This window comes from Bradyrhizobium sp. 215_C5_N1_1, from assembly GCF_052075935.1.
GTDB classification, from domain to species: Bacteria; Pseudomonadota; Alphaproteobacteria; order Rhizobiales; family Xanthobacteraceae; genus Bradyrhizobium; species Bradyrhizobium barranii.
Window position 1 is genome coordinate 264,880 of record NZ_CP197228.1, and the last position, 21,035, is coordinate 285,914.

A 21,035-nucleotide genomic window follows, 5' to 3' on the forward strand; every position below is an offset into this window, starting at 1 on the left:
TGGGCCCAACTGTCATTCCAGGGCGCACGAAGCGCGAACTACGGCGCGCAATTGCGCACCTGAGAATCTCGATCAATAATCTCTGGATTCCGGATCCGCCCTGCGGGCGCTCCGGAATGACGGGGATGACTTAAGTGCCGGCGATGAAGAACGAGGCGAGGCGAGTGTTGATGTTCTCGGCGATCTCGTTGGCGGCACGATCCTCGGCATCGCGAAGGGCCCGGTTGCGGGCAAAGCGCTGGTAGGAGCCGGGCATGTCATAGGACACGCGCGCGAACGTCGTGCCGGTCATGACCGACTTGCCGCTGACGACCTCGATCAAATTGTACTGGGCGTCGATGCCGTAGTTTTCACTGTTCGGCAGGCCGGTATTGGGATCGACGATCAGCGACGTTTTGCTGCTCGCGAAGCGAATCTCCAGGCGATGGGTCGGCGGCATGCCCGTGGCCGTGCCGTAGAGCTTGAAGGCCAGGGCGTTGCGGACCTCGACGCCGACACGGGCCTCGCGGGAGGCATTGGCCTTGTTGATCGGCGGAAGGTCGACCCCCATCAGCTTCTCGCGCAGGCCGGGGGTGCCGTCACCACGCTCGGCATACATCGGCTGGAAGCAGCCAGCCGTCAGCGCCGCCAATGCGGCGACCGCCAGCAAGCGGGCAGCGATCCGGATCCTAGCCGACAACATTCACGATCCTCTTGGGGACGATGATCACCTTGCGGACGGGCTTGCCGTCCAGGGCCAGTTTTACCGCATCGAGGGCCAAAACGGCAGCCTCGATTTCCGGATTCTGGGCCACTGTTGCAACTGTGACCTCACCCCGCTTCTTGCCATTGACCTGGACCACCAGGGTCACGGCGTCTTCAACCAGCAAATCGCGTTCGATTTGGGGCCAATCGGCCTCGGAAACCAGCCCGCTATGGCCCAGAACCTGCCAACACTCCTCGGCCAGATGCGGCATCATCGGGGAGAACAGCTGAACCAGGATCTGGCTGGCCTCCCGGACCGCCCAGGCGAGGTCAGCTGTGGGCTGGCCGGGGCGCTGGAGCACCTCCGAAAACGCATTGGCGAATTCGCGGATATGGGCGAGGCAGACATTGAAGTGCAGCCGCTCGATGCCGGTGGTGACCTTGTCCAGCGCACCATGGGCGGCCTTGCGCAAGGCGGTCGCATCCGGGCCGAACGAGCCCGGACGATCTGCCGGCGCGGCCTGGCCGAGCTCCACTGCATCGTTCACCAGCCGCCACAGCCGCTGCACGAAGCGCGAGGCACCCTGGACGCGCTCGTCGCTCCAGATCACGTCGCGGTCGGGCGGGGAGTCCGACAGCATGAACCAGCGGGCGACGTCGGCACCGTAGGTCTCGATGATGTCGTCGGGGTCGACCGTGTTCTTCTTCGACTTCGACATCTTCTCGATCGGACCGATCTGGATGTCTTCGCCTGACGTCAGCAGCGTCGCGCGCCGGCCGTTGCCGCCGACCTCGATCTTCACCTCGGCCGGCTGCACATAGGTGCCGTCGGCCTTCTGGTAGGTCTCGTGCACCACCATGCCCTGCGTGAACATGCCGGCGAACGGCTCGTCCAGCGCAATGTGCCCGGTCGCCTTCATCGCGCGGGTGAAGAAGCGGCTGTAGAGCAGATGCAGGATCGCGTGCTCGACGCCGCCGATATACTGGTCGACCGGCAGCATCCGGTTGGCGACGGCTGGCGTCGTCGGTGCGTTCTCGTTCCAGGGATCGGTGAAGCGCGCAAAATACCAGGACGAATCCACGAAGGTGTCCATGGTGTCGGTTTCGCGCTGGGCCTTGCCGCCGCATTTGGGGCAGGTGACGTGCTTCCAGGTCGGGTGATGATCGAGCGCGTTGCCCGGTCTGTCAAAGGTCGCGTCATCAGGCAGCGTCACCGGCAGGTCGGCGTCCGGCACCGGCACCACATCGCACTTTGGACAATGGATGACCGGAATCGGGCAGCCCCAATAACGCTGCCGTGAAATACCCCAGTCGCGCAGGCGGAAATTGATCTGACGCTCGCCAACCGGCGCGTTGCCGCGCAGTTCGCCTTCCAGCCGCTTTGCGACCTCGTCCTTGGCCTGCTCGATGGTCATGCCGTCGAGGAAGCGAGAATTGATCATGCGGCCGTCACCGTCATAGGCGGTATCGGTGATGACGAACGTCTTCGGATCCTGGCCCTCGGGGCACACCACCGGAATGTTGCCGAGATTGTACTTGTTGACGAAGTCGAGGTCGCGCTGGTCGTGCGCGGGGCAGCCGAAGATCGCGCCGGTGCCGTATTCCATCAGCACGAAGTTCGCGACATAGACCGGCAGCTTCCAGCTCGGATCGAACGGGTGCACCGCGCGGATCCCGGTGTCAAAACCCTGCTTTTCCGCGGTGTCGATGATCTCTTGCGCGGTGCCGATCTTCTTGATGTCGGCGATGAACTGGGCAAGCTTCGGGTTCTTCGCGGCGGCTGCCTGCGCCAGCGGATGATCCGACGAGATCGCCATGAATTTGGCGCCGAACAGGGTGTCCGGGCGTGTCGTAAAGATCTTCAGCTCGCTCTCGCCGGCGGGCGTCGTCGCCTGATCCAGTGCGAAGCGGACCAGCAGGCCCTCGGAGCGGCCGATCCAGTTGCGCTGCATCAGCCGCACCTTGTCGGGCCAGCGGTCGAGCCCATCCAGCGCGGACAGCAGTTCCTGCGAGTACTTCGTGATCTTGAAGACCCACTGGCTCATTTCCCGTTGTTCGACAACGGCACCCGAGCGCCAGCCGCGGCCATCGATCACCTGCTCGTTGGCGAGCACGGTCATGTCGACCGGATCCCAGTTGAGCTTGCGCTTCTCGCGCTCGGCGAGGCCGGCGGCGAGCATGTCCAAAAACATCTTCTGCTGATGCTTGTAGTAGCTGGGGTCGCAGGTCGCGAATTCGCGCGACCAGTCCAGCGACAGCCCGATCGAGCGGAGCTGTTTCTTCATCGCGGCGATGTTGTCGTAGGTCCAGGCCTTCGGCGCGACCTTGCGCTCGATGGCGGCGTTCTCGGCCGGCAGGCCGAAGGCGTCCCAGCCCATCGGGTGCAGCACGTTGAACCCCTTGGCGCGCATGAAGCGGGCCAGCACGTCGCCGAGCGTGTAGTTGCGGACATGGCCGATATGGATGCGCCCGGACGGGTAGGGGAACATCTCCAGCACGTAGTATTTCGGCCGCGAGTCGTCGTTCTTGGAGACGAAGATCGCCTGCTGGTCCCAGGCGGCTTGCCAGCGCGGTTCGGCGTCGCGGGCGTTGTAGCGTTCGGAGGTCATGGAATCGTTGGGTTTTCGTGGATTCGGCCGTCTAAAGACGGCGGACTAGGCCATAGAAGTCCTTAGGGGGTCAATGGGTTGCCGCTGGCGGCGGCCCCCCGCAAGGCTGCTCCGCTAAAGTACGGACGGCCCATTGGGATCGGATTAAGGGGTCGGTGCGAGGTTGGCCGCCAACAGCACCCCGCCAGGCGATGGAATCAGGCTTCGACGATCTCGATTACGACTATGCCGCGTCCCTCGCCGGACGGGCGGTGCGGAGCATGGCCGAGCAGCGGATTCCGCCGACGCCGACCAATTTTGCCGTCTGGTTCCACTATTTCGCAGGCAGCCATGACGACCTGCGCAATGCCATCGATCTCCTGATCGACCACAACCGTCCCTTCGACGCCAGGACCAACCAGGATCTGTTCGAGACCTATGTCGCGCCCCGGGCGGGCGCCGTCGCCTCCGAGACGTCCGATCGGCTGCATGCCCTCATGGGGGCGGCGAAGGAGTTTCTGGCGACGGCCATGGCCGACAATCGTTCCCAGATGCAGGCGATCAGCGAGGTCGCCGATCAGGGCAGGGCTGGTGTCGATCCGAAGGCGCTGGTCGCCCAGCTCATGAATGAGCTGGCGCGGGCCGCCACGAGGGCGACCCGGCTGGAGGCCGGCTTTGCGGAAAAGACCCGCGAGCTCGACGTGATCCGCGACTCGCTCTCCAAGTCCGAGGAGCGCGCCCGGACCGATACGCTGACGGGGCTGGCGAACCGGCGGGCGCTCGATGAATTCCTGCGCAAGGCACAGACGACCGCGGATTGGGGCGAGCCGCTCGGCGTGCTGATGCTCGACATCGACCACTTCAAGACCTTCAACGACAATTTCGGCCATGGTGTCGGCGACCAGGTGCTGCGCCTGATTGCGAAAGTGCTGCGCGAAAAAGTTCGCGAGCAGGATCTGTCGGCCCGCTATGGCGGCGAGGAGCTGATCGCCGTGCTGCCGGATGCCGATCTCGCCACTTGCGCCGAGATCGCCGAGAGCATCAGGCGCGCGATCGCCGAATGCACGATCACGCGCCGCTCGACCGGGGAGACGCTGCCCGGCATCAGCGTGTCGATCGGCGTAGCGCAGTATCGTGCGGGCGAGACGATCACCGATCTCATCGAGCGCTGCGACCGCGCGCTCTATCTCGCCAAGGGCGGCGGCCGCAATCGCGTGGTGACGGAGGTCGAGCTCGATCGCGCCGCGGCTGCAGGCTAGGCGCTCGCCGCCAGCATCATGGCGGCCGCGCCGTTCTCGATCACCTGGATGCCGTGCTCCATGACATTGTTGCGGCCGCGGTGTTTTGCGGCGTAGAGCGCGGCGTCGGCAGCTTCGATGAGATCGCCGGGGTGCAGCGTCTCGTTCGGCTTCGTTGCGGCAACGCCGATCGAGACGGTGACGATCATGTGGGCGGAGGTGATGTGCGGCAGGCACAGCTTCAGCACCGCCGCGCGCACCTGTTCGCCGATCTCGACGGCGCGGTTCACGTCGGTGTTCGGCAGCAGCAGGCAGAACTCCTCGCCGCCATAGCGGGCCGCAAAGCCCATCGTGTCGGCGGCGATGCCGGACAACGATTCGCCGAGCCGGGTCAGGCAGGAATCGCCTTCGAGATGGCCATAGGTGTCGTTGAACAGCTTGAAGTGGTCGACGTCGATCATCAGCAGCGCAAGCTCGCTGTCATATTGCTGCGCGCGCATCCATTCGAAGTCGAGCCGGCTCTGGAAGCCGCGGCGATTGGCCAGCCCCGACAGCATGTCGATCGAGGCCATCACGGTGAGGCGGTCGTTGCTCGCGATCAGCTCGCGCTCGCGCTGGCTGAGCTGCGCGGCCATCGCGTTGAAGGCGCGGGCCAGCGGCACGAACTCGGCCGGCAGACGGTTGCGTGCGGCGCGGGCCGAGAGGTCGCCCTCGCCGAGGCGTTTGGCCATGTCGGCCAGCATCTCGATCGGCTTGATCACGAGCTTCTCGGCGGCGATCAGCGCGCCGAGCAGGACGAACAGGACGACGAACGCGAGCTGGAGATAGGCGGTGCGGATGTCGCGGCTGACCGCCGCGGACACCTTGTCCTCGTCGATGCTGGCAATCAGGCGGGCGTTAGTGCCGGCGATGCGGATATAGCTCACCGCGCGGCGGGAGCCGTCGGCGGCGAGGAAGGAGAGTGAGCCCTCGTCCTGGTCCGAACGCAGCGCCCTGTCGGCGATCGCCGACATCAGCGGCATGTTGTCGAGCGGACGGCCGATTGCGCTGTGCTGGTCAGCCGGCGCGGCGAGCACGGTGCCGGCGCTGTCGACCAGCACGGCAGTGATGCCGGCACGGCCGCCGAGATTGCTCATGACCTTCGACATCCAGTCGAGGTTCACGGTGGCGAGCACGACGGCATCCGCCACACCGCTGAAGGCCGACACCGGATAAACCGCCATGACGGTCGGCGACGGCACGGGCCGCGACAGGATGAAGTCGCTCAGCACGAAGCGGCCGGTTTCCTGCGCCTGCTGGAAGTAAGGCCGGTCGCTGAGGTCGAGGCCGACATACATGTTGTTGGTGGCGCACTGGATGCGTCCGTCCTGGCCGGCGATCAACAGCGTGCGGATCCAGGGAAGGTTCGACGGCAGGCTCGCGCGCAGCACGTCGCAGCTCTTGCTGATGCCGCCGGCGGAGGCGCGGATGAAGGCTTCAGATTTCAGGATGGTTTCGACCGACGAGATCACTTCGCGCTGCGCATCGGCGCTGTGTCTTGCAATGGTGGTGAATTCGGTCGCGGCCTGCGCGATCTGCCGCGCGCGCGTGTCCTCGAGCGAACGGATGCGCTCGAACATCAAGGGCGTCACCAGAATCACCGCGAGCAACGCAAGCCGTGCCCGGATTCCGAGAACCTGCTTGAGTTTCACTCGTTTGCGGTTGAAACTGACGTTTGCCATCTTCGCTGCCCACCCCATCGGCCAAGGTAAAGCGAAGGGTTCAAAAACTCTTTCTTGAACTCGGTAAAATTAGAACTAGCTCCGCAACAATCCAGTCCGAACCGACGTCATGACCGAAACCAACGCCACGCCGGTAACCGGCCATTCACCAAACGCGCTCGCTGCGGTCGAAGCCGAAATTGTCCGCGCCTGCAAGGAAGCGCGGCGCGATCGCGCCTCCGTGACGCTGATCGCGGTGTCCAAGACGTTCGCCGCGGATGCAATTATCCCGGTCATCGACGCCGGACAGCGCGTATTCGGCGAAAATCGGGTGCAGGAGGCCAAAGGCAAGTGGCCGGCGTTAACGTCCGCCTATTCCGGCATCGCGCTGCATCTGATCGGGCCGCTGCAGTCCAACAAGGCGAAGGAGGCGGTGGCGCTGTTCGATGCCATCCATTCGGTCGACCGCCCGAGCATTTGCCAGGCGTTAGCCAAGGAAATCGAATCCCAGAACAGGCACCCCGAACTGTTCGTCCAGATCAACATCGGCGAGGAGCCGCAGAAGGCCGGCATCGCTCCCGGCGAGGCCGATGCCTTCATAGCGAGCTGCCGCGACAGCTATGGGCTGACGATCTCCGGGCTGATGTGCATCCCGCCGGTCGACGAGCCGCCGGCGGCGCATTTCGCGCTGACCGCCAAGATCGCGGCGCGCAATGGATTGAAGAATCTCTCGATGGGCATGAGCGCGGATTTCGCCACCGCGATCATGCTCGGCGCCACCCATGTGCGCGTCGGGAGCGCGATCTTCGGGCACCGGTGAAGCCGGCAGCACTCGCAACGACGGCGGTGGTTACGCAAACCCCACCGACACCTGCCCCAGTACGCCGAAATCCACCGTGAAATGATCGCCGGCCTGGATCGGCAGCGGCGGATGGCACGTGCCTGTCGTCACCACCTCCCCTGCCCGCAAGGTGATGCCGAGCCCGCGCAGCTCGTTGGCAAGCCAGGCCAAGGCAACACGGGGATCGCCGAGCACGTTCTTGCCGTGGCCGAGATAGCGCTGGCCGCGCAGCGTGATCTGCGGCCGCTCCTCGACGAGATCCATGGCGCGCCAGTTCGCAGTCGTCGCTGCGCCCAGCACGAACAGATGTGCGCAGGCATTGTCGGCGATGAGCTGCGCCTCGCCGGCGCTGGCGAAATCGCCAAAGCGCGAGTCGGGAATCTCGATCGCGGGATGCAAGGTGTCGACGGTGGCGAGCACGTCGTCGACACTGTACGGCGTCGCGCGCGGCGACAGATCGCGGCCCATGACGAAGGCGAATTCCGGTTCGCCGACGCGCATCTCGTTGCCCTTCATCGACGCCGTGCCGCCGTCGGCGATCACGGTGTCGCTCATGATGCGGCCGGCCAGCGGTCCCGCGACGTTGATGTGCTTCTGTCCGGCCTCGCTTGTCGCCGCGATCTTCCAACCGAACAGCTTTCCAAGCGATTGGTTTTCGAGGACGGCCTGGATGGCATAGCCATCAGCGCGGCTCTGCGGCCGCAACCGCGGCTCCAGCGCGTCAAACTTGGTGCCGTCGCGCCAATGTTTGACCAGGACCTGCGATGCGGCGGCGATCTGATCCTTGTCGAGCATGTGCCCTCACCCGATGATGATTCTTGTTCTTGGTCCCAGTCGCCGCAGCAATTGCAGCATCGCCGCTTTGGTCATCGAGACGCAGCCTGCGGTCGGCCCGAAATTGTCGCGCGCCAGATGCAAAAACACCGCACTGCCGCGGCCGGCGATGCGCGGTCTGGTGTTGTGGTCGATTTCGATGATGAAGTCATAGAGATGGTCGGTCCGCTTGAGACGGTCACCGCCCTGCTCCGGTCCGAGCCGGATCGCCTGATTGTAGTGGCGATCTCCGGCGTCCTCGCACCAAGCGTCCGTGTTGCCGATGGTCCGGGCCGGAAGAAAGGTCCGCGGACGGCTGTGGCGGTCGCCCCGCCACCACAATTGCCTGGGACGGAAGCTGCCCCGCGGGGTGCCGCCATCGCCCTCGCGCTTGTTTGCCAGGATTCCGCCCCGCCCCAGCGCCACCGGGATCGTCAGCGCGCCGGCCGTCAGCCAGCCCCGGCGCGGATTCCCGGCAGCAGGTTTAACGCGGATCGCTCGAAGCGGTCCGGAGCTTCGATTCCTTGGGTAACTAGCTGAATTCGCTTTGTTTTTCATGTGAACGTGCGATGTCGAATTCATTACAGGACATTCATCAAAACGGCCTGAGATTTTGAGTTAGAGTGCTTCTGGCTTGTGAATCGGTAACAGCCCACTACTTCAACACGAACAACAATAATAACGGCGACCCCCCTAACTTTCCCTCGCGGCTGGGTGCAGCATGCATGCGCGCCGAGCCGGACTCCAAAAGGATGACCCCCTATGGCCAATGCCCGCAAGATCCTCATCGTGGATGACGATACCGATCTGCGCGATACGTTGGTGGAGCAATTATCGCTGCACGAAGAATTTGAGGCCTCCGCCGTCGATACCGGGGCCAAGGGCGCGAGCGCCGCGAAGGCCAATGCCCCCGATCTCGTCCTGATGGATGTCGGCCTGCCCGACACAGATGGCCGCGAGGTGGTTCGTTCCTTGCGCAAGGGCGGCTTCAAGGCGCCGATCATCATGCTCACCGGGCATGACACCGATTCCGACACGATTTTGGGGCTGGAATCCGGCGCCAACGACTACGTCGCAAAACCCTTCCGTTTCGCCGTACTGCTGGCCCGCATCCGCGCCCAGCTCCGCCAGCACGAGGCGAGCGAGGACGCGGTGTTCTCGGTCGGCCCCTACTCCTTCCGCCCGGGCTCGAAGATGCTGACCGCGGCCAATGCCCGCAAGGTCCGGCTCACCGAGAAGGAAACCGCCATCCTCCGCTTCCTCTACCGGGCCGGCCAGATGCCGGTCTCGCGCGAGACCCTGCTCCAGGAGGTCTGGGGCTATAATTCCGGCGTCACCACCCACACGCTGGAAACCCACATCTACCGCCTCCGCCAGAAGATCGAGAAGGACGCCGCCAATCCGGAGATCCTGGTCACGGAAGCCGGTGGCTACAAGCTGGTGCCGTGATACGCTTTAGGGGCGTGCGAATCGTTTTAGATCGCATGCCCTTTGAGCCCCGGACCTAAATGTCAATCGACGACGACGTAGCGCTTCTCGAGCGTGTCCCGACACTGCGCTTGTTGGGAGACGCGTCGTTGCGCATGCTGGCGATCGGCTCCGAGCAGCGTAATTTCGTCCGCGGCGACGTCCTGTTCAATCTCGGCGACGAAGCCGATGCCGGATACGTGGTTCAACGCGGCGCCTTTCGGGTCGACGACGGCGCCGGCGCGGAGATGATCGCAGGTCCCGGCGCGCTGATCGGCGAGCTCGCGCTGGTGGTGCCGATGAAGCGGCCGTCGAGCGCGGTCGCGCTGGAGCACGCCTCCGTCATCCGCGTCGCCCGCAGTCTGTTTCAACGCGTGCTCGAGAGTGACCCCGCGGCTGCGGTGCGCCTGCGTGACGAATTCGCGGTGCGCTCCAGCCAGATCGCGAGCGATATCCTGATGGCGGGCGCGAAGCTGACGTCGTCGTAGCCCGGGCGGCGCCGTCAAACCTCCAGTGTCACCGTCACCGGCACGTGGTCCGACGGGCGCTCCCAGCTCCGCGCGTCGCGCAGGATCTTGAAATCGCTGACCGCGTCCTTCAATGCGCGCGAGACCCAGATGTGGTCGAGCCTGCGGCCGCGATCACCGACGGTCCAGTCGGCGGAGCGATAACTCCACCACGTATAGACCTTCTCCGACATCGGAAAACGCTCGCGCGCGACGTCGACCCACTCACCGGCTGCCAGCGCGGCTTGCAGCTTCTCGGTCTCCACAGGTGTATGCGAAACCACTTTCAGAAGCTGCTTGTGCGACCAGACGTCGTTCTCGTGCGGCGCGACGTTGAGATCGCCGACCAGGATGTGGCGATCCTCCCCGCGCGGATGCAGCGGCTCGCAGGCCTTCATCTCGTCGAGGAAGCGAAGCTTGTGGTCGAATTTCTCGTTCAGCGCGGGATCGGGAATGTCGCCGCCGGCGGGCACGTAGAAATTATGCAGCACCAGCGGCTTTGCGATGCTGGCCTTCTCGCCGAACGAGACCGAGATGTGGCGCGAATCCACCTTGTCGCAGAAGGTGCGGATGTCTTTCGATTCGAACGGGATCTTCGAGACGATGGCGACGCCGTGATAGCCCTTCTGCCCGTTCAGCGCGACATGCTCATAGCCGAGCCGCTTGAAACGCTTCAGCGGAAAGGCATCGTCGATGCACTTGGTCTCCTGGAGGCACAGCACGTCCGGCCGCGCGCTCTTGAGAAACTTCGCGACCAGGTCGATGCGAAGCCGCACCGAGTTGATGTTCCAGGTTGTCAGGGAAAGACGCATGAGGAACGCGTCTTAGCAAGCTCTCGTAGGGTGGGCAAAGGCGCAAAGCGCCGTGCCCACGTCTTTTAGCGGGTGGGTGCAAGGTTCGTAGCAAGCCCTCGTAGGGTGGGCAAAGCGAAGCGTGCCACCATGCCTGCCGCAAGGAGAGATGGTGGGCACGGCGCTAATGCGCCTTTGCCCACCCTACGGCAGTAGAGCTTTCAACCCGGCGATGGGCCGTAATTGGTGAAATCGATCTTGAACATGGCAGGATCGAGCTTCTTGCCCGCATCGAGATTGTAGACCGCGATCGTGGTGTCGTAGCCCTGCGGGTCGGTGACGGTCCACTGCTTCAACTGGCCGTCCTTGGCGCCGAACATCAGCAGGAGGCGGCTGGTGCCGACCAGCGCCTGCTTCTCCTCGATGGTGACGCTGACGAAGACGTCATCAGCCGAGACGTTGACGACGTTGGTGTCCTTCATCAGGTCGATGCGATCGGACAGCAGGAAGCGCAGCGGCGTCTGCGACAGCGGATAGACGTCCTGGGTCGCCAGCTTGCGGTCGCGCACCACCAGCGACGATCCGTCGGCGACGATGTCGATCGGGCTTGGCGCGTCATATTCGAAGCGCACCTTGCCGGGCTTCTGGATGTAGAAATCGCCCTGCGTCTTGCTGCCGTCGGGGCCGACCTGGACGAAATTTCCTACCAGCGTCGACAGCGAGGACAGATAGGCGCTGACCTTGGCCGCCTGCGCCTTCTGGTTGGCGTCGAAGGTCTGGAAGATGCTGGTCGGCACGTTGCGGCGCGGATCCGGGATGACCGGGTTCGGCGGCGTCTGGGTCGCGCCGGTGACGGCGGGCCCACCGGCCGAACCGCCATCGCGGCCCTTCGGCGCGGGCTTCGGCACAGGCACGGTCTGCGCGAACGACGCCGCGGTCACCATCGCGGCGGTGACGAGAAGCACACCGGCCATGCGCGCGCTTCGCGCAGCGATGGTGGCAGCGAATCGAATGTCCGGATGTCTGATCAACGCGTCGTCCTGTGTGGCTGGGCGCCCTTTTAGCGTGATTTCGCTACTGCAGATATCGATTTTGCGTGAAATTATGTTCAGAGGCGGCTCGCCTCACATATGGCTGTCTTCTTCCTCGACCAGAATCTCGCGCTTTCCGGCGTGGTTGGCGGGTCCGACGATGCCCTCGAGTTCCATGCGCTCCATCAAGGACGCGGCACGGTTATAGCCGATCTGGAGCCGGCGCTGGATGTAGCTGGTCGAGGCCTTGCGGTCGCGTTTGACGATGGCCACGGCCTGTTGGAAGAGATCGCCGCCGCCATCCGCGCCCATGCCGCTGGCGTCGAACACGGCGCCACCGTCCTCGTCCTCGGTCGGCTCTTCGGCCGTGACGGCCTCGAGGTATTCGGGCTGGCCCTGCGTCTTGAGGTGCCGCACCACCTTCTCGACTTCCTCGTCCGATGCGAAAGGTCCGTGCACGCGGCTGATGCGGCCGCCGCCCGCCATGTAGAGCATGTCACCCTGCCCGAGCAGCTGCTCGGCGCCCATCTCGCCCAGGATGGTGCGGCTGTCGATCTTGGACGTCACCTGGAAGGCGATGCGGGTCGGGAAGTTCGCCTTGATGGTGCCGGTGATGACGTCGACCGACGGGCGTTGCGTCGCGAGGATCACATGCAGGCCGGCGGCGCGCGCCATCTGCGCGAGACGCTGCACCGCGCCTTCGATGTCCTTGCCGGCGACCATCATCAGGTCGGCCATTTCGTCGACGATGATGACGATGTAGGGCAGCGGGTCGAGCGAGAGCTTCTCTTCCTCGTAGATCGCCTTGCCGGTTTCCTTGTCGAAGCCGGTGTGCACCGTGCGCGTCGGTTCCTCGCCCTTGGCTTTCAATTCGAGCAGGCGCGTATTGTAGCCGTCGATGTTGCGCACACCGAGCTTGGCCATGTTCTTGTAGCGCTCTTCCATCTCGCGCACGGCCCATTTCAGCGCGACCACCGCCTTCTTCGGGTCGGTCACAACAGGCGTGAGCAGATGGGGAATGCCGTCATAGACGGAGAGTTCGAGCATCTTCGGATCGACCATGATCAGGCGGCACTGGTCCGGGCGCAGCCGGTAGACCAGGCTGAGGATCATGGTGTTGATGGCGACCGACTTGCCGGACCCGGTGGTGCCGGCGATCAGCATGTGCGGCGTGCGCGCGAGGTCGATGATCACGGGGTCGCCACCGATGGTCTTGCCGAGGCAGAGCGGCAGCTTCGCAACCGAATCGACAGTCTCCTTGGCGACCAGCAGCTCGCGCAGATAGACCTTTTCGCGATGCGCATTCGGTAGCTCGATGCCGATGGCGTTACGGCCGGGTACGACGGCGACGCGTGCCGACAGCGCGCTCATCGAACGGGCGATATCGTCGGCGAGACCGATCACGCGCGATGACTTGATGCCGGGCGCCGGCTCCAGCTCGTACAGTGTGACCACGGGACCCGGATTGGCTTTCACGATCTCGCCGCGCACGCCGAAATCCTGCAGCACGCCTTCGAGCGAACGCGAATTGGCTTCCAGCTCAGCCTTGCTGAGCGGCTGGCGATCGCCCGCCTTGGGCGCGGCCAGCACGGACACGGACGGAAGCTCGAACTTGTCGGAGGATTTCTTGGAAGCGGCCTTCGGTGCAGCCTTCTTGCGCGGGGCGCGCGCGGCGGGCTCCTGCTCTTCCTCCTCCTCCTCGTCTTCCTCTTCTTCGTGCTCGTCCTCGTCAATCTCGTCTTCGGACTGCGGCGAGATCGACGGCGCGGCGCGGCCGGCGCCGAGATTCGGCTCCTGGCGGCTGAACGCAACGGCTTTGGTCTTCGGTCCGCTCGAGACCAGCGAGCGGTAAGCGGTGCCGAGCAGCCAGATCAGCCGCGCCTTCGTGCTCATCAATGCGTGGAACAGCCACCCCAGCGACACCGAGCCGCGATCGCTCTCCTCGTCTTCGTCGAGCGGCTTGTCGTCGTCCTCGATCTCCGCGAACTCGTCGTCGTGCGCGCGCGCGCCGAGGCCGCAGGCGATCAGGAAGGTCGCGCCCATCGCGGCGAACAGGATCGTGCCCAGCACCATGCGATAGATCGTGCCCGCCGGTCCGAAAATCACCGCGGGCGCGCGTACGAGCGCATCGCCGACCACGCCGCCGAGGCCGGTCGGCAGCGGCCAGGCGCCGCCATGCGGCCAGCAGCTGGCAAAGCCCGCAGCGATCACGGTGCAGAGAATCCAGGAACCGAGCCGCAGCGCCTCGCGGTCGAACGGGCGATGGGTCATCATGCGCCAGCCCCAGACCGCGACCGTCAGGACCAGCATGATCGCGCCGAGCCCTAGGATCTGCATCGCAAGGTCGGCGCCAATCGCGCCGGCATAGCCGAGAATGTTGCGGATCGGCCGTGAGGTCGCGTGGCTGAGGCTTGGATCCTGGACCGACCAGGTCATCAGCGCGGCCGAGGCGACGCCGGACAATGCAATCAGGCCGAAACCGGTGAGCTCGCGCATACGCCGCGCCAGCCCCTCGCGGATCGAAGGTGGCAGATGGCCGACCAGTGGAATGACACGTTCGATTGCCGACATGCTCATGGGCCCCGCCTAACCCAGAGTCTCGACCAGGCGGTGCAGCGCCTGCGCCGTGGTCTCGCCATCCTGCACCAGCGCGAGGCGAATGAAACCTGCGCCCGGATTGAAGCCGTCGGGCTGGAGCCGCGCCAGATAGCTGCCGGGCACCACGCGTACGCCTGCTTCCTTGAAGAGCCTGAGTGTGATCGACACGTCGTCGCCGAGCGCGGACGTGTTGAGCCAGACGCAGAAGCCCGCGTCAGGCCGGCGATAGCCGTAACGATCGCCGATGATCTGGTCGGCGAGATCGAACTTGATCCGGTAGAGCCTGCGGTTCTCCTCGACATGCGCCTCGTCGCCGTAAGCAACGGTCGCGACATGCTGGAGCGGCACCGGCACCTGCGGCGCCGCGATGTTGCGCAGCTCGAGGAACATACCGATGAATCGCTTGTCGCCGGCAGCGAAACCGACGCGTAGGCCCGGCAGGTTGGAGCGTTTCGACAGCGACTGGAACGCAACCACGCGGGTGAAATCAGGGCCGGCGCATTCGAGCGCGCTCCCTGGGGCCTCGCGGGTGTAGATCTCGGAATAGCACTCGTCGCTGAGGATCACGAAGCCGTAGCGGTCGGCGAGCTGCTTCAACCGTCTGAAATAGTCGGGCTTGGCGACCGAGCCCTGCGGATTGGCGGGCGAGGCCAGATAGAACGCCACCGTGCGCGCCAGCGTCGCTTCGTCGATGGCATCGAGATCGGGCAGGAAGCCGTTTTCCACGGTGGTCGGCAGGTAGACCGGCTCGCAGGCCGCGGCGCGGGCGCCGGCGCCATAGACCGGATAGAACGGGTTCGGCATCAGGATGGCGGGCTTCCCGGGGCGCGGGCCGACATAGCGCGCGGCCGCGATCGCGGCGAGGAACAGCCCCTCGCGGCTGCCATTGAGGACGAGAATCTCGTTCTCGGGGTCGAGCGGCCGCGGCAGCTTGAAGCGCGACGACAGCCAGGCACCCGCTGCTGTGCGAAACGGGTCGGTGCCCTTGTTCGCGGGGTAACGGCCGAAATCGGCGATGTGCTTGGCCAGCACCGGGCCGACGAAGTCAGGCACGGGATGCTGGGGCTCGCCGACGGCAAGCGTAATCAAGGGCTTACCCGGCTGATGGGGTGCCAGCAGCTCGTTCAGCCGGACGAAGGGCGAGCGTTCGCTATCGGAGCTTCCACTGTCCTGCGGCGCACGGGATGAAGCGGTTATAGCCATTCTGGACGCCAGCACTCTTGGAACAGCCGGTCGCACCAAGGCGCCGGCGGGAAGCGGTTCACTTCACCATAGATAGGGCGAGGTTAAGACGCGATTAACCATCGGCTTTCCGCGCCATCAAGAGTCATTTCCGTGACCTGGATTTGAGGTCCGGCCCGTCCGGAGCGGGAATAATGAGGCCGGATACAGCGGACGCATGGCGGGCCTGGGTCCCGTCATGGCCGGGCCTGTCCCGGCCATCCCCGGCGCATTCTACCGTACCCAAGAACGTTCATGCCCGGGCCTTCGCCTCGCCGAAGCGGGCTTCGGCCGCGCAGGCGGGACAAGCCCGGGCATGACGAGTTTCCGGATATGGGCGCGCCTAGTGCCCCGGCAATTTCTCGAACGTCGCCATCCCCGCGGGGATCGCATGGAACTCCTGCTTGTCGCAGGTGTAGATCGCCATCTGCGGATGGAACTGCTTTGGCTCGTCCAGGGTGCCGACCTTCAGGATCGCCGCTGGCAGTCCCGGAACCTTGGTCACCAGATGGGTGCCGCATTCGGCGCAGAATTCGCGCGTGACGGCGCGTTCGAGATCCTTGCGCGTGAACTGCTTGGGCTGCCCGGTGATGTAGCTGAAGCCGGCCACCGGCATTGCGATGAAGGTGTTGGGCGCGCCGCCCGAGATGTACTGGCACTCGCGGCAATGACACTGGGCCTGCATCATCGGATCGCCTTCGGCCACGTAGCGCACTTCGCCGCAATAGCATCCGCCTTCCAAACGCATGACGACCTCCCGATTTGTTTTTCGTTGTGGTCGATATTTCTGCGCCGGCAATCTGAAATGGCAATCTATTTCTTTTGCGCAACGGTCAAAAAGAACATGGCGTTCTCGATGGGAAGGCTGCGGAGAATGCCTTGCGCCTATCGCTTGGCGATGCCGCAGCCGTTGAAAGCTCGACTTCTCCAGCATCCGCTGCTCATGCATTCCGCTTCCTGCCGCACGCAGAAGGTTGAGCCACAATTGGGCTGGCCGCCAAAACTGACGCAAGCCACCGCGCAATTTCTGCGCATCGTGGAGCAGCTCATCCCGTTGCCGCCCGGCGCGGCCTGTCCGCCGTCGCGCCGATCGGAAGGCGCAGCAGCCGCATTGTCATTGCGCTTTGCGGCGCGCTTCGGGTCGGGCTGCCTCCGCTCGGATTCTCCGCTTGGCGCTGATACCTTTGAAAAGTCGTAGCGACACGGCCAATAGGTTTCCGTGCGGACCCCAGCCCCTTTGGAAGCCTTCAGTTCGAGCACGATCTTGTATCGATAGGACGAGCCCGCGGCGCGATTCAGCGGATCCTTGTCGCCAATGATACCGTTGACGGAGATAGTGCTGTTGCCGTCCGCTTCGATCTTGCCGTCATAGCTCACAGAGCCGGGCTTGCCCTCGTCCCCGAGCACCGTGTGCAGCACTCCTTCCTTGATGCGAAAGACATATTGGCGATGGGCTTCCGGAAAAGGCGGTTTGCTCTCGCAGCTTTCGTTGGCGATCCAGGTTCCGTCGAAAGTCGTCGGGCGCTTTGCGCTGTCGATGGATTTCGACAGCAGCTCGATGCGGTATTTCGCCAGGTCTGCAAAGGCGCAGGACGGGAAGCGAAGCAGATGATCCTTGAAGGCCGTGATGGTCCCGAGCGCGTCCGCACCGCGCCAATGGTCGGCGGCCTCTGCGCAAGGGTCAGTCCGAGGTGAAGATGGTGTCAGCGCCGCGGATTCGGCTTTGCCATTGAGGTAAAACTCGCCGAAGAACGACAACGACAGCTCCGGGACCTGTGATCCCTTGGTGCGCTTGTAGACGCCGGCGCCGATGGTCTGGAACACTGTATTGATGTTGTCCCTGTCGCTGATGTGCTCCAGGAACGAGCTGGTATAGGGACTGTTGCGGCCGTTGCCGTCGTCGGCCGTGCGACCGGCCTGGGTCGCATAGGAGATGATGGTGCCCTCCGGGCTCTCCATCTTGGCCAGCCCGCGGCTGACGGTTACGCCGCGCCCCTGCCCGATGTTTCGCCGGAGCTCGTCCGCGAAGGGATTGTCGCGGCAGGCGTCGAGCACGAGGATGCGCAGGTTCTTGGCCTGCTGCAAATCCGCCAGGATCTCGTCGGCGCGCACCAGGCGCCGCAGATCGACCTCGTCGCGCACGACGGCATCGACGGGCACCAGATAGTTGACGCCTGCGAATTGCAGCGCGTGTCCGCTGTAATAGAACAGGGCGACGTCGGCGCCGCGGGCCTCGCGCGCAAAGCGAAGAACGGTGTCCTGCATGGCGGCCTGATCGAGATCAGTCGCGACCAGGGGCTCGACTCCCGATCGCTTCAGCGCCGCGCCGATGTCGGCCGCATCATTGGTCGGATTGGCGAGCGTGGGAACGTTCCGGTAGGCGCCGTTGCCAATCACCAGCGCAACGCGCTTGTCGGCCTTGGCGTCGAGGGCAGACAGGGCAAGCGACAGCAAACACAAAGCCACGAAACGCAACAGGCTCATGAGACCGTGCTCCGGACGGGAGCATGATATTCACCAGTTTCGGGACAATGCAATTTGGGCTTGGTGCAGGCGTGGCCGCTGCGACGATGCGGCGCGCCAAAAAGAAAGGGGCTCCAGCTTGCGCTGGAGCCCCTCAACGGTCGGGACATTGCCGGGTATGTGCCCCAAACCGTAGTTGTGGGCACGGCCCCCGCGGAGGCCGCGCCCGGGAGAAGAGTTACATGTTGTAGGCGCGCTCGGTGTGCTCGGTGATGTCGAGGCCTTCACGCTCGGTCTCGACATTGGCGCGGAGGCCAACGATCACATCGACGACCTTGTAGAGGATCGCCGAACCGATGCCCGACCACACCAGCGTGGTGCAGACGCCCCAGAGCTGGGAGATCATCTGCGCCGCGAAGTCGTAATCGGCAACCTTCGGCGGGATCGCGGTGTAGTCGATGATGCCCGCACCACCCAGCGCCGGATTGACGAGGATGCCGGTGCCGAGGGCGCCGACGATGCCGCCGACGCAGTGCACGCCGAACACATCGAGGCTGTCATCGTAGCCGAGCGCGTTCTTCACGACGGTGCAGAAGAACAGGCAGACCACGCCGACCACGAGACCGAGGACGATCGCACCCATCACGCCGGCGAAGCCGGCGGCAGGCGTGACGGCCACGAGGCCCGCGACAGCGCCGGAGATGACGCCGAGCACCGACGGGTGACCCTTCACGATCCACTCCGCGAACATCCACGACAGCGCGGCGGCCGCTGTGGCGACGAAGGAGTTGGTCATGGCGAGGGCTGCGCCGCCGTTGGCTTCGAGGTTGGAGCCGGCGTTGAAGCCGAACCAGCCGACCCAGAGCAGCGAGGCGCCGATCATCGACATGGTCAGCGAGTGCGGAGCCATCAGCTCCTTGCCGTAGCCGACGCGCTTGCCGATCAGCAGAGCGCCGACGAGACCTGCGATGCCGGCGTTGATGTGCACCACGGTGCCGCCAGCGAAGTCGATCGCGCCCTTCTTGAAGATCCAGCCGGCGTCGGCGTTGATCTCGTCGAGCTTGGCCTGCGCCGCGGTCTTCGCAGCCGCATCAGTGGCAGCAGCGAGTGCCTTGGCAGCGTCCTGGATCATGTCCGGGCCGGGCCAGTACCAGACCATGTGCGCGATCGGGAAGTAGATCAGCGTGACCCAGAGCGGGATGAAGAGCGCGATTGCCGCGAACTTCATGCGCTCGGCGAAGGCGCCGACGATGAGGGCCGGCGTGATCGCCGCGAAGGTCATCTGGAAGCACATATAGATGAGCTCCGAGATGTTGGCGTCGACCGAGAAGGTCGCGGCCTTCGAGTCGGTGGTGACGCCCATCATGAAGGCCTTGGAGAAGCCGCCGATGAAGTCGGAACCGCCGGTGAAGGTGAGGCTGTAGCCGTACACGGCCCAGATTACGGTGACGACGCAGACGGTGTAGAACACCTGCATCAGCACGGAGAGCATGTTCTTGGAACGGACGAGACCGCCGTAGAACAGCGCGAGGCCGGGGATCGTCATCAACAGCACGAGAACTGTCGATGTCAGCATCCAGGCGTTGTCTCCCTTGTTGACCGTTGGCTCGGCATAGGCCGCGGTCGCAGCGAACATGCCGACTGCGAGAGCCGCCAATCCCGCGCCATAGGGACGCTTAAACGTCATTTTATTCACTCCTGATTGGTAAAGGTTGAGCGCGAAATCAAAGGGCCGCGGCATCGGCCTCGCCGGTGCGGATGCGAACCGCATGGTCGAGGTTGATGACGAAGATCTTGCCGTCGCCGATCTGCCCGGTTTTCGCGGCGGACGTGATGGCGTCGATGGTCTTGTCGACCTGGTCGGAGGCGACAGCGACCTCGATCTTGATCTTGGGCAGGAAGCTCACGGCGTATTCGGCGCCGCGATAGATTTCCGTATGGCCTTTCTGGCGGCCATATCCCTTGACTTCCGTCACCGTGAGACCGTGAACGCCGATGGCGGTCAGGGCGTCACGGACTTCTTCCAGCTTGAATGGCTTGATAATCGCCATAACAATTTTCATGGGTCCTATCCCCGCTTGGCCCGGTCCGGACGTGGCCGGGCGTTTCTCGACTGGTTCGCCACGAGGGAGAAGTTCACTACGCGGGCACAGCCAGCACCCTTAGAATCAAATGCCGTGCCAGATCGGGCGCGTTGCCTAACGGACTATGAAAACGGGTGTTTTCGCGTTTGACGCGTGCTGCGCTGCAGTGCGCTATTACGTCGCGCTCAAAACGTGGTCACGCCTGATCAAAAAGCGGGCACGACAGGCTGTCGACACAATTGCTGCTCACGTGTCGGGCAGCGAGAAGGTATTTTATTACAGAAGGGGCCCGACAAAGGGCCCCGCCGCCCTGCGAAATATCGAACCGGCCCTCGGCGTGCTCACGGGATGCGCGCAACCGGCCTGAATCGTCAGGCGGCCTCGCGCTCCGCAAAGACCCGGTCGATCAATCCCCACTCGACCCCCTGCTGCGCGGTCATGAAGTGGTCGCGGTCCAGGGTTCGTTCCACCTCCGCCTCGGTGCGCCCGCAATGCTGCGCGTAGAGCCGGGTGATGCGCCGCTTGGTCTCCTGCATTTCGTTGGCATGGATCAGGATGTCGGATGCCTGGCCCTGGAAGCCGCCGAGCGGCTGATGCACGTGAAGGCTCGCATTGGGCAGCGCGGCGCGGTGACCCGGCTCGCCGGCCATCAGCAGGAACGAGCCCATCGAGCGCGCGGTGCCCATGCACAGCGTATGAACCGGCGCCTTGATGAACTGCATGGTGTCGTACATGGCGAGACCAGAGGTGACCACGCCGCCATAGGAGTTGATGTAGAGATTGATCGGCCTGTTCGGATTCTCCGCCTCCAGGAACAACAATTGCGCGCACACCAGTCCGGACATCGCATCATTGACCTCGCCGTTGAGGAAGATGATGCGCTCGCGCAGGAGCCGCGAATAGATGTCGAAGGATCGCTCGCCGCGGGCGGATTGTTCGACAACCATAGGGACGAGCTGAAGCATGTCGCGCATTGGCGACCTCCATGTTTGCAGGTGACGAAGTCTTGT

18 protein-coding genes are annotated in these 21,035 nt (G+C 64.3%); 4 read left to right on the forward strand and 14 right to left on the reverse strand.

Features of this window, described 5'->3' with window-relative positions:
• Nucleotides 1-130: 130 nt before the first annotated feature.
• Both lptE and leuS read right to left on the reverse strand, forming a co-directional pair.
• Complete coding sequence (lptE, locus tag AB7G19_RS01200; RefSeq protein WP_028150179.1) at nucleotides 131-682, reverse strand: LPS assembly lipoprotein LptE; 552 nt, start codon at nucleotides 680-682, stop codon at nucleotides 131-133.
• The gene (leuS, locus tag AB7G19_RS01205; protein WP_085403082.1) at nucleotides 669-3,293 is read right to left on the reverse strand and encodes a leucine--tRNA ligase; all 2,625 of its coding nucleotides are present in this window, start codon (nucleotides 3,291-3,293) and stop codon (nucleotides 669-671) included. Before leuS ends, lptE begins: the two co-directional genes overlap by 14 nt.
• A 191-nt stretch (nucleotides 3,294-3,484) precedes the next feature.
• On the opposite strand from leuS, the gene AB7G19_RS01210 reads away from it, so the two are divergent.
• Nucleotides 3,485-4,531, forward strand: coding sequence for a GGDEF domain-containing protein (locus AB7G19_RS01210; RefSeq protein ID WP_201266218.1), 1,047 nt, complete (start codon nucleotides 3,485-3,487; stop codon nucleotides 4,529-4,531).
• Here the strand turns inward: AB7G19_RS01210 and AB7G19_RS01215 are convergent.
• The gene (locus AB7G19_RS01215; protein ID WP_441267670.1) at nucleotides 4,528-6,231 is read right to left on the reverse strand and encodes a diguanylate cyclase domain-containing protein; all 1,704 of its coding nucleotides are present in this window, start codon (nucleotides 6,229-6,231) and stop codon (nucleotides 4,528-4,530) included. The two genes, AB7G19_RS01210 and AB7G19_RS01215, sit on opposite strands and share 4 nt — an antisense overlap.
• A 109-nt stretch (nucleotides 6,232-6,340) precedes the next feature.
• Here AB7G19_RS01215 and AB7G19_RS01220 point away from each other — a divergent pair, with 109 nt between their 5' ends.
• The gene (locus AB7G19_RS01220) at nucleotides 6,341-7,030 is read left to right on the forward strand and encodes a YggS family pyridoxal phosphate-dependent enzyme (RefSeq protein ID WP_354077141.1); all 690 of its coding nucleotides are present in this window, start codon (nucleotides 6,341-6,343) and stop codon (nucleotides 7,028-7,030) included.
• A 30-nt stretch (nucleotides 7,031-7,060) separates the two neighbouring features.
• Here the strand turns inward: AB7G19_RS01220 and AB7G19_RS01225 are convergent, their stop codons facing one another.
• Together AB7G19_RS01225 and AB7G19_RS01230 are read right to left on the reverse strand one after the other, a co-directional pair.
• Complete coding sequence (locus tag AB7G19_RS01225; protein ID WP_085403077.1) at nucleotides 7,061-7,846, reverse strand: 2-keto-4-pentenoate hydratase; 786 nt, start codon at nucleotides 7,844-7,846, stop codon at nucleotides 7,061-7,063.
• Between the two features lie 6 nt (nucleotides 7,847-7,852).
• Nucleotides 7,853-8,422 carry a L,D-transpeptidase family protein gene (locus tag AB7G19_RS01230; RefSeq protein WP_085403075.1) on the reverse strand — a complete coding sequence of 190 codons (570 nt, stop codon included), beginning with the start codon at nucleotides 8,420-8,422 and terminating at the stop codon, nucleotides 7,853-7,855.
• Between the two features lie 204 nt (nucleotides 8,423-8,626).
• Here AB7G19_RS01230 and AB7G19_RS01235 point away from each other — a divergent pair, with 204 nt between their 5' ends.
• Both AB7G19_RS01235 and AB7G19_RS01240 read left to right on the forward strand, forming a co-directional pair.
• The gene (locus tag AB7G19_RS01235) at nucleotides 8,627-9,313 is read left to right on the forward strand and encodes a response regulator transcription factor (protein WP_007598630.1); all 687 of its coding nucleotides are present in this window, start codon (nucleotides 8,627-8,629) and stop codon (nucleotides 9,311-9,313) included.
• A gap of 59 nt (nucleotides 9,314-9,372) precedes the next feature.
• Entirely contained in the window at nucleotides 9,373-9,819 is a 447-nt protein-coding gene (locus AB7G19_RS01240) for a cyclic nucleotide-binding domain-containing protein (RefSeq protein WP_071908749.1), read from the forward strand.
• Nucleotides 9,820-9,833: 14 nt separating this feature from the next.
• On the opposite strand, the gene xth is transcribed toward AB7G19_RS01240, so the two are convergent.
• From xth to AB7G19_RS01285, 9 genes are all read right to left on the reverse strand, one after another.
• Nucleotides 9,834-10,649 (reverse strand): exodeoxyribonuclease III, encoded by an 816-nt coding sequence (gene xth / locus AB7G19_RS01245; RefSeq protein WP_014490778.1) that lies wholly within the window; start codon nucleotides 10,647-10,649, stop codon nucleotides 9,834-9,836.
• Nucleotides 10,650-10,849: 200 nt separating this feature from the next.
• Complete coding sequence (locus AB7G19_RS01250) at nucleotides 10,850-11,602, reverse strand: outer membrane lipoprotein carrier protein LolA (protein WP_063980290.1); 753 nt, start codon at nucleotides 11,600-11,602, stop codon at nucleotides 10,850-10,852.
• Nucleotides 11,603-11,752: 150 nt separating this feature from the next.
• Nucleotides 11,753-14,236 carry a DNA translocase FtsK gene (locus tag AB7G19_RS01255; protein ID WP_085403073.1) on the reverse strand — a complete coding sequence of 828 codons (2,484 nt, stop codon included), beginning with the start codon at nucleotides 14,234-14,236 and terminating at the stop codon, nucleotides 11,753-11,755.
• A gap of 9 nt (nucleotides 14,237-14,245) precedes the next feature.
• Nucleotides 14,246-15,460, reverse strand: coding sequence for an aminotransferase class I/II-fold pyridoxal phosphate-dependent enzyme (locus AB7G19_RS01260; RefSeq protein ID WP_063980292.1), 1,215 nt, complete (start codon nucleotides 15,458-15,460; stop codon nucleotides 14,246-14,248).
• 361 nt (nucleotides 15,461-15,821) lie between these two features.
• On the reverse strand, nucleotides 15,822-16,226 hold the full coding sequence (locus tag AB7G19_RS01265) for a GFA family protein (protein WP_028158682.1): 405 nt from the start codon (nucleotides 16,224-16,226) through the stop codon (nucleotides 15,822-15,824).
• Between the two features lie 137 nt (nucleotides 16,227-16,363).
• Entirely contained in the window at nucleotides 16,364-17,962 is a 1,599-nt protein-coding gene (locus tag AB7G19_RS01270; RefSeq protein ID WP_441267671.1) for a caspase family protein, read from the reverse strand.
• 217 nt (nucleotides 17,963-18,179) lie between these two features.
• Complete coding sequence (locus AB7G19_RS01275) at nucleotides 18,180-19,628, reverse strand: ammonium transporter (protein ID WP_085403070.1); 1,449 nt, start codon at nucleotides 19,626-19,628, stop codon at nucleotides 18,180-18,182.
• A 37-nt stretch (nucleotides 19,629-19,665) separates the two neighbouring features.
• Nucleotides 19,666-20,004 (reverse strand): P-II family nitrogen regulator, encoded by a 339-nt coding sequence (locus tag AB7G19_RS01280; protein WP_008142813.1) that lies wholly within the window; start codon nucleotides 20,002-20,004, stop codon nucleotides 19,666-19,668.
• 392 nt (nucleotides 20,005-20,396) lie between these two features.
• Complete coding sequence (locus AB7G19_RS01285) at nucleotides 20,397-20,999, reverse strand: ATP-dependent Clp protease proteolytic subunit (RefSeq protein WP_038932646.1); 603 nt, start codon at nucleotides 20,997-20,999, stop codon at nucleotides 20,397-20,399.
• Nucleotides 21,000-21,035 lie beyond the last annotated feature (36 nt).

Coding starts and splice junctions, on each gene's coding strand:
- AB7G19_RS01220 (WP_354077141.1), top strand. CDS start 6,341: ATGACCGAAACCAACGCCACGCCGGTAACCGGCCATTCACCAAACGCG.
- xth (WP_014490778.1), bottom strand. CDS start 10,649: ATGCGTCTTTCCCTGACAACCTGGAACATCAACTCGGTGCGGCTTCGC.
- AB7G19_RS01255 (WP_085403073.1), bottom strand. CDS start 14,236: ATGAGCATGTCGGCAATCGAACGTGTCATTCCACTGGTCGGCCATCTG.
- AB7G19_RS01210 (WP_201266218.1), top strand. CDS start 3,485: ATGGAATCAGGCTTCGACGATCTCGATTACGACTATGCCGCGTCCCTC.
- AB7G19_RS01275 (WP_085403070.1), bottom strand. CDS start 19,628: ATGACGTTTAAGCGTCCCTATGGCGCGGGATTGGCGGCTCTCGCAGTC.
- AB7G19_RS01260 (WP_063980292.1), bottom strand. CDS start 15,460: ATGGCTATAACCGCTTCATCCCGTGCGCCGCAGGACAGTGGAAGCTCC.
- AB7G19_RS01235 (WP_007598630.1), top strand. CDS start 8,627: ATGGCCAATGCCCGCAAGATCCTCATCGTGGATGACGATACCGATCTG.
- AB7G19_RS01280 (WP_008142813.1), bottom strand. CDS start 20,004: ATGAAAATTGTTATGGCGATTATCAAGCCATTCAAGCTGGAAGAAGTC.
- AB7G19_RS01240 (WP_071908749.1), top strand. CDS start 9,373: ATGTCAATCGACGACGACGTAGCGCTTCTCGAGCGTGTCCCGACACTG.
- AB7G19_RS01250 (WP_063980290.1), bottom strand. CDS start 11,602: ATGGCCGGTGTGCTTCTCGTCACCGCCGCGATGGTGACCGCGGCGTCG.
- AB7G19_RS01215 (WP_441267670.1), bottom strand. CDS start 6,231: ATGGCAAACGTCAGTTTCAACCGCAAACGAGTGAAACTCAAGCAGGTT.
- leuS (WP_085403082.1), bottom strand. CDS start 3,293: ATGACCTCCGAACGCTACAACGCCCGCGACGCCGAACCGCGCTGGCAA.
- AB7G19_RS01285 (WP_038932646.1), bottom strand. CDS start 20,999: ATGCGCGACATGCTTCAGCTCGTCCCTATGGTTGTCGAACAATCCGCC.
- AB7G19_RS01225 (WP_085403077.1), bottom strand. CDS start 7,846: ATGCTCGACAAGGATCAGATCGCCGCCGCATCGCAGGTCCTGGTCAAA.
- AB7G19_RS01270 (WP_441267671.1), bottom strand. CDS start 17,962: ATGAGCCTGTTGCGTTTCGTGGCTTTGTGTTTGCTGTCGCTTGCCCTG.
- AB7G19_RS01230 (WP_085403075.1), bottom strand. CDS start 8,422: ATGAAAAACAAAGCGAATTCAGCTAGTTACCCAAGGAATCGAAGCTCC.
- lptE (WP_028150179.1), bottom strand. CDS start 682: ATGTTGTCGGCTAGGATCCGGATCGCTGCCCGCTTGCTGGCGGTCGCC.
- AB7G19_RS01265 (WP_028158682.1), bottom strand. CDS start 16,226: ATGCGTTTGGAAGGCGGATGCTATTGCGGCGAAGTGCGCTACGTGGCC.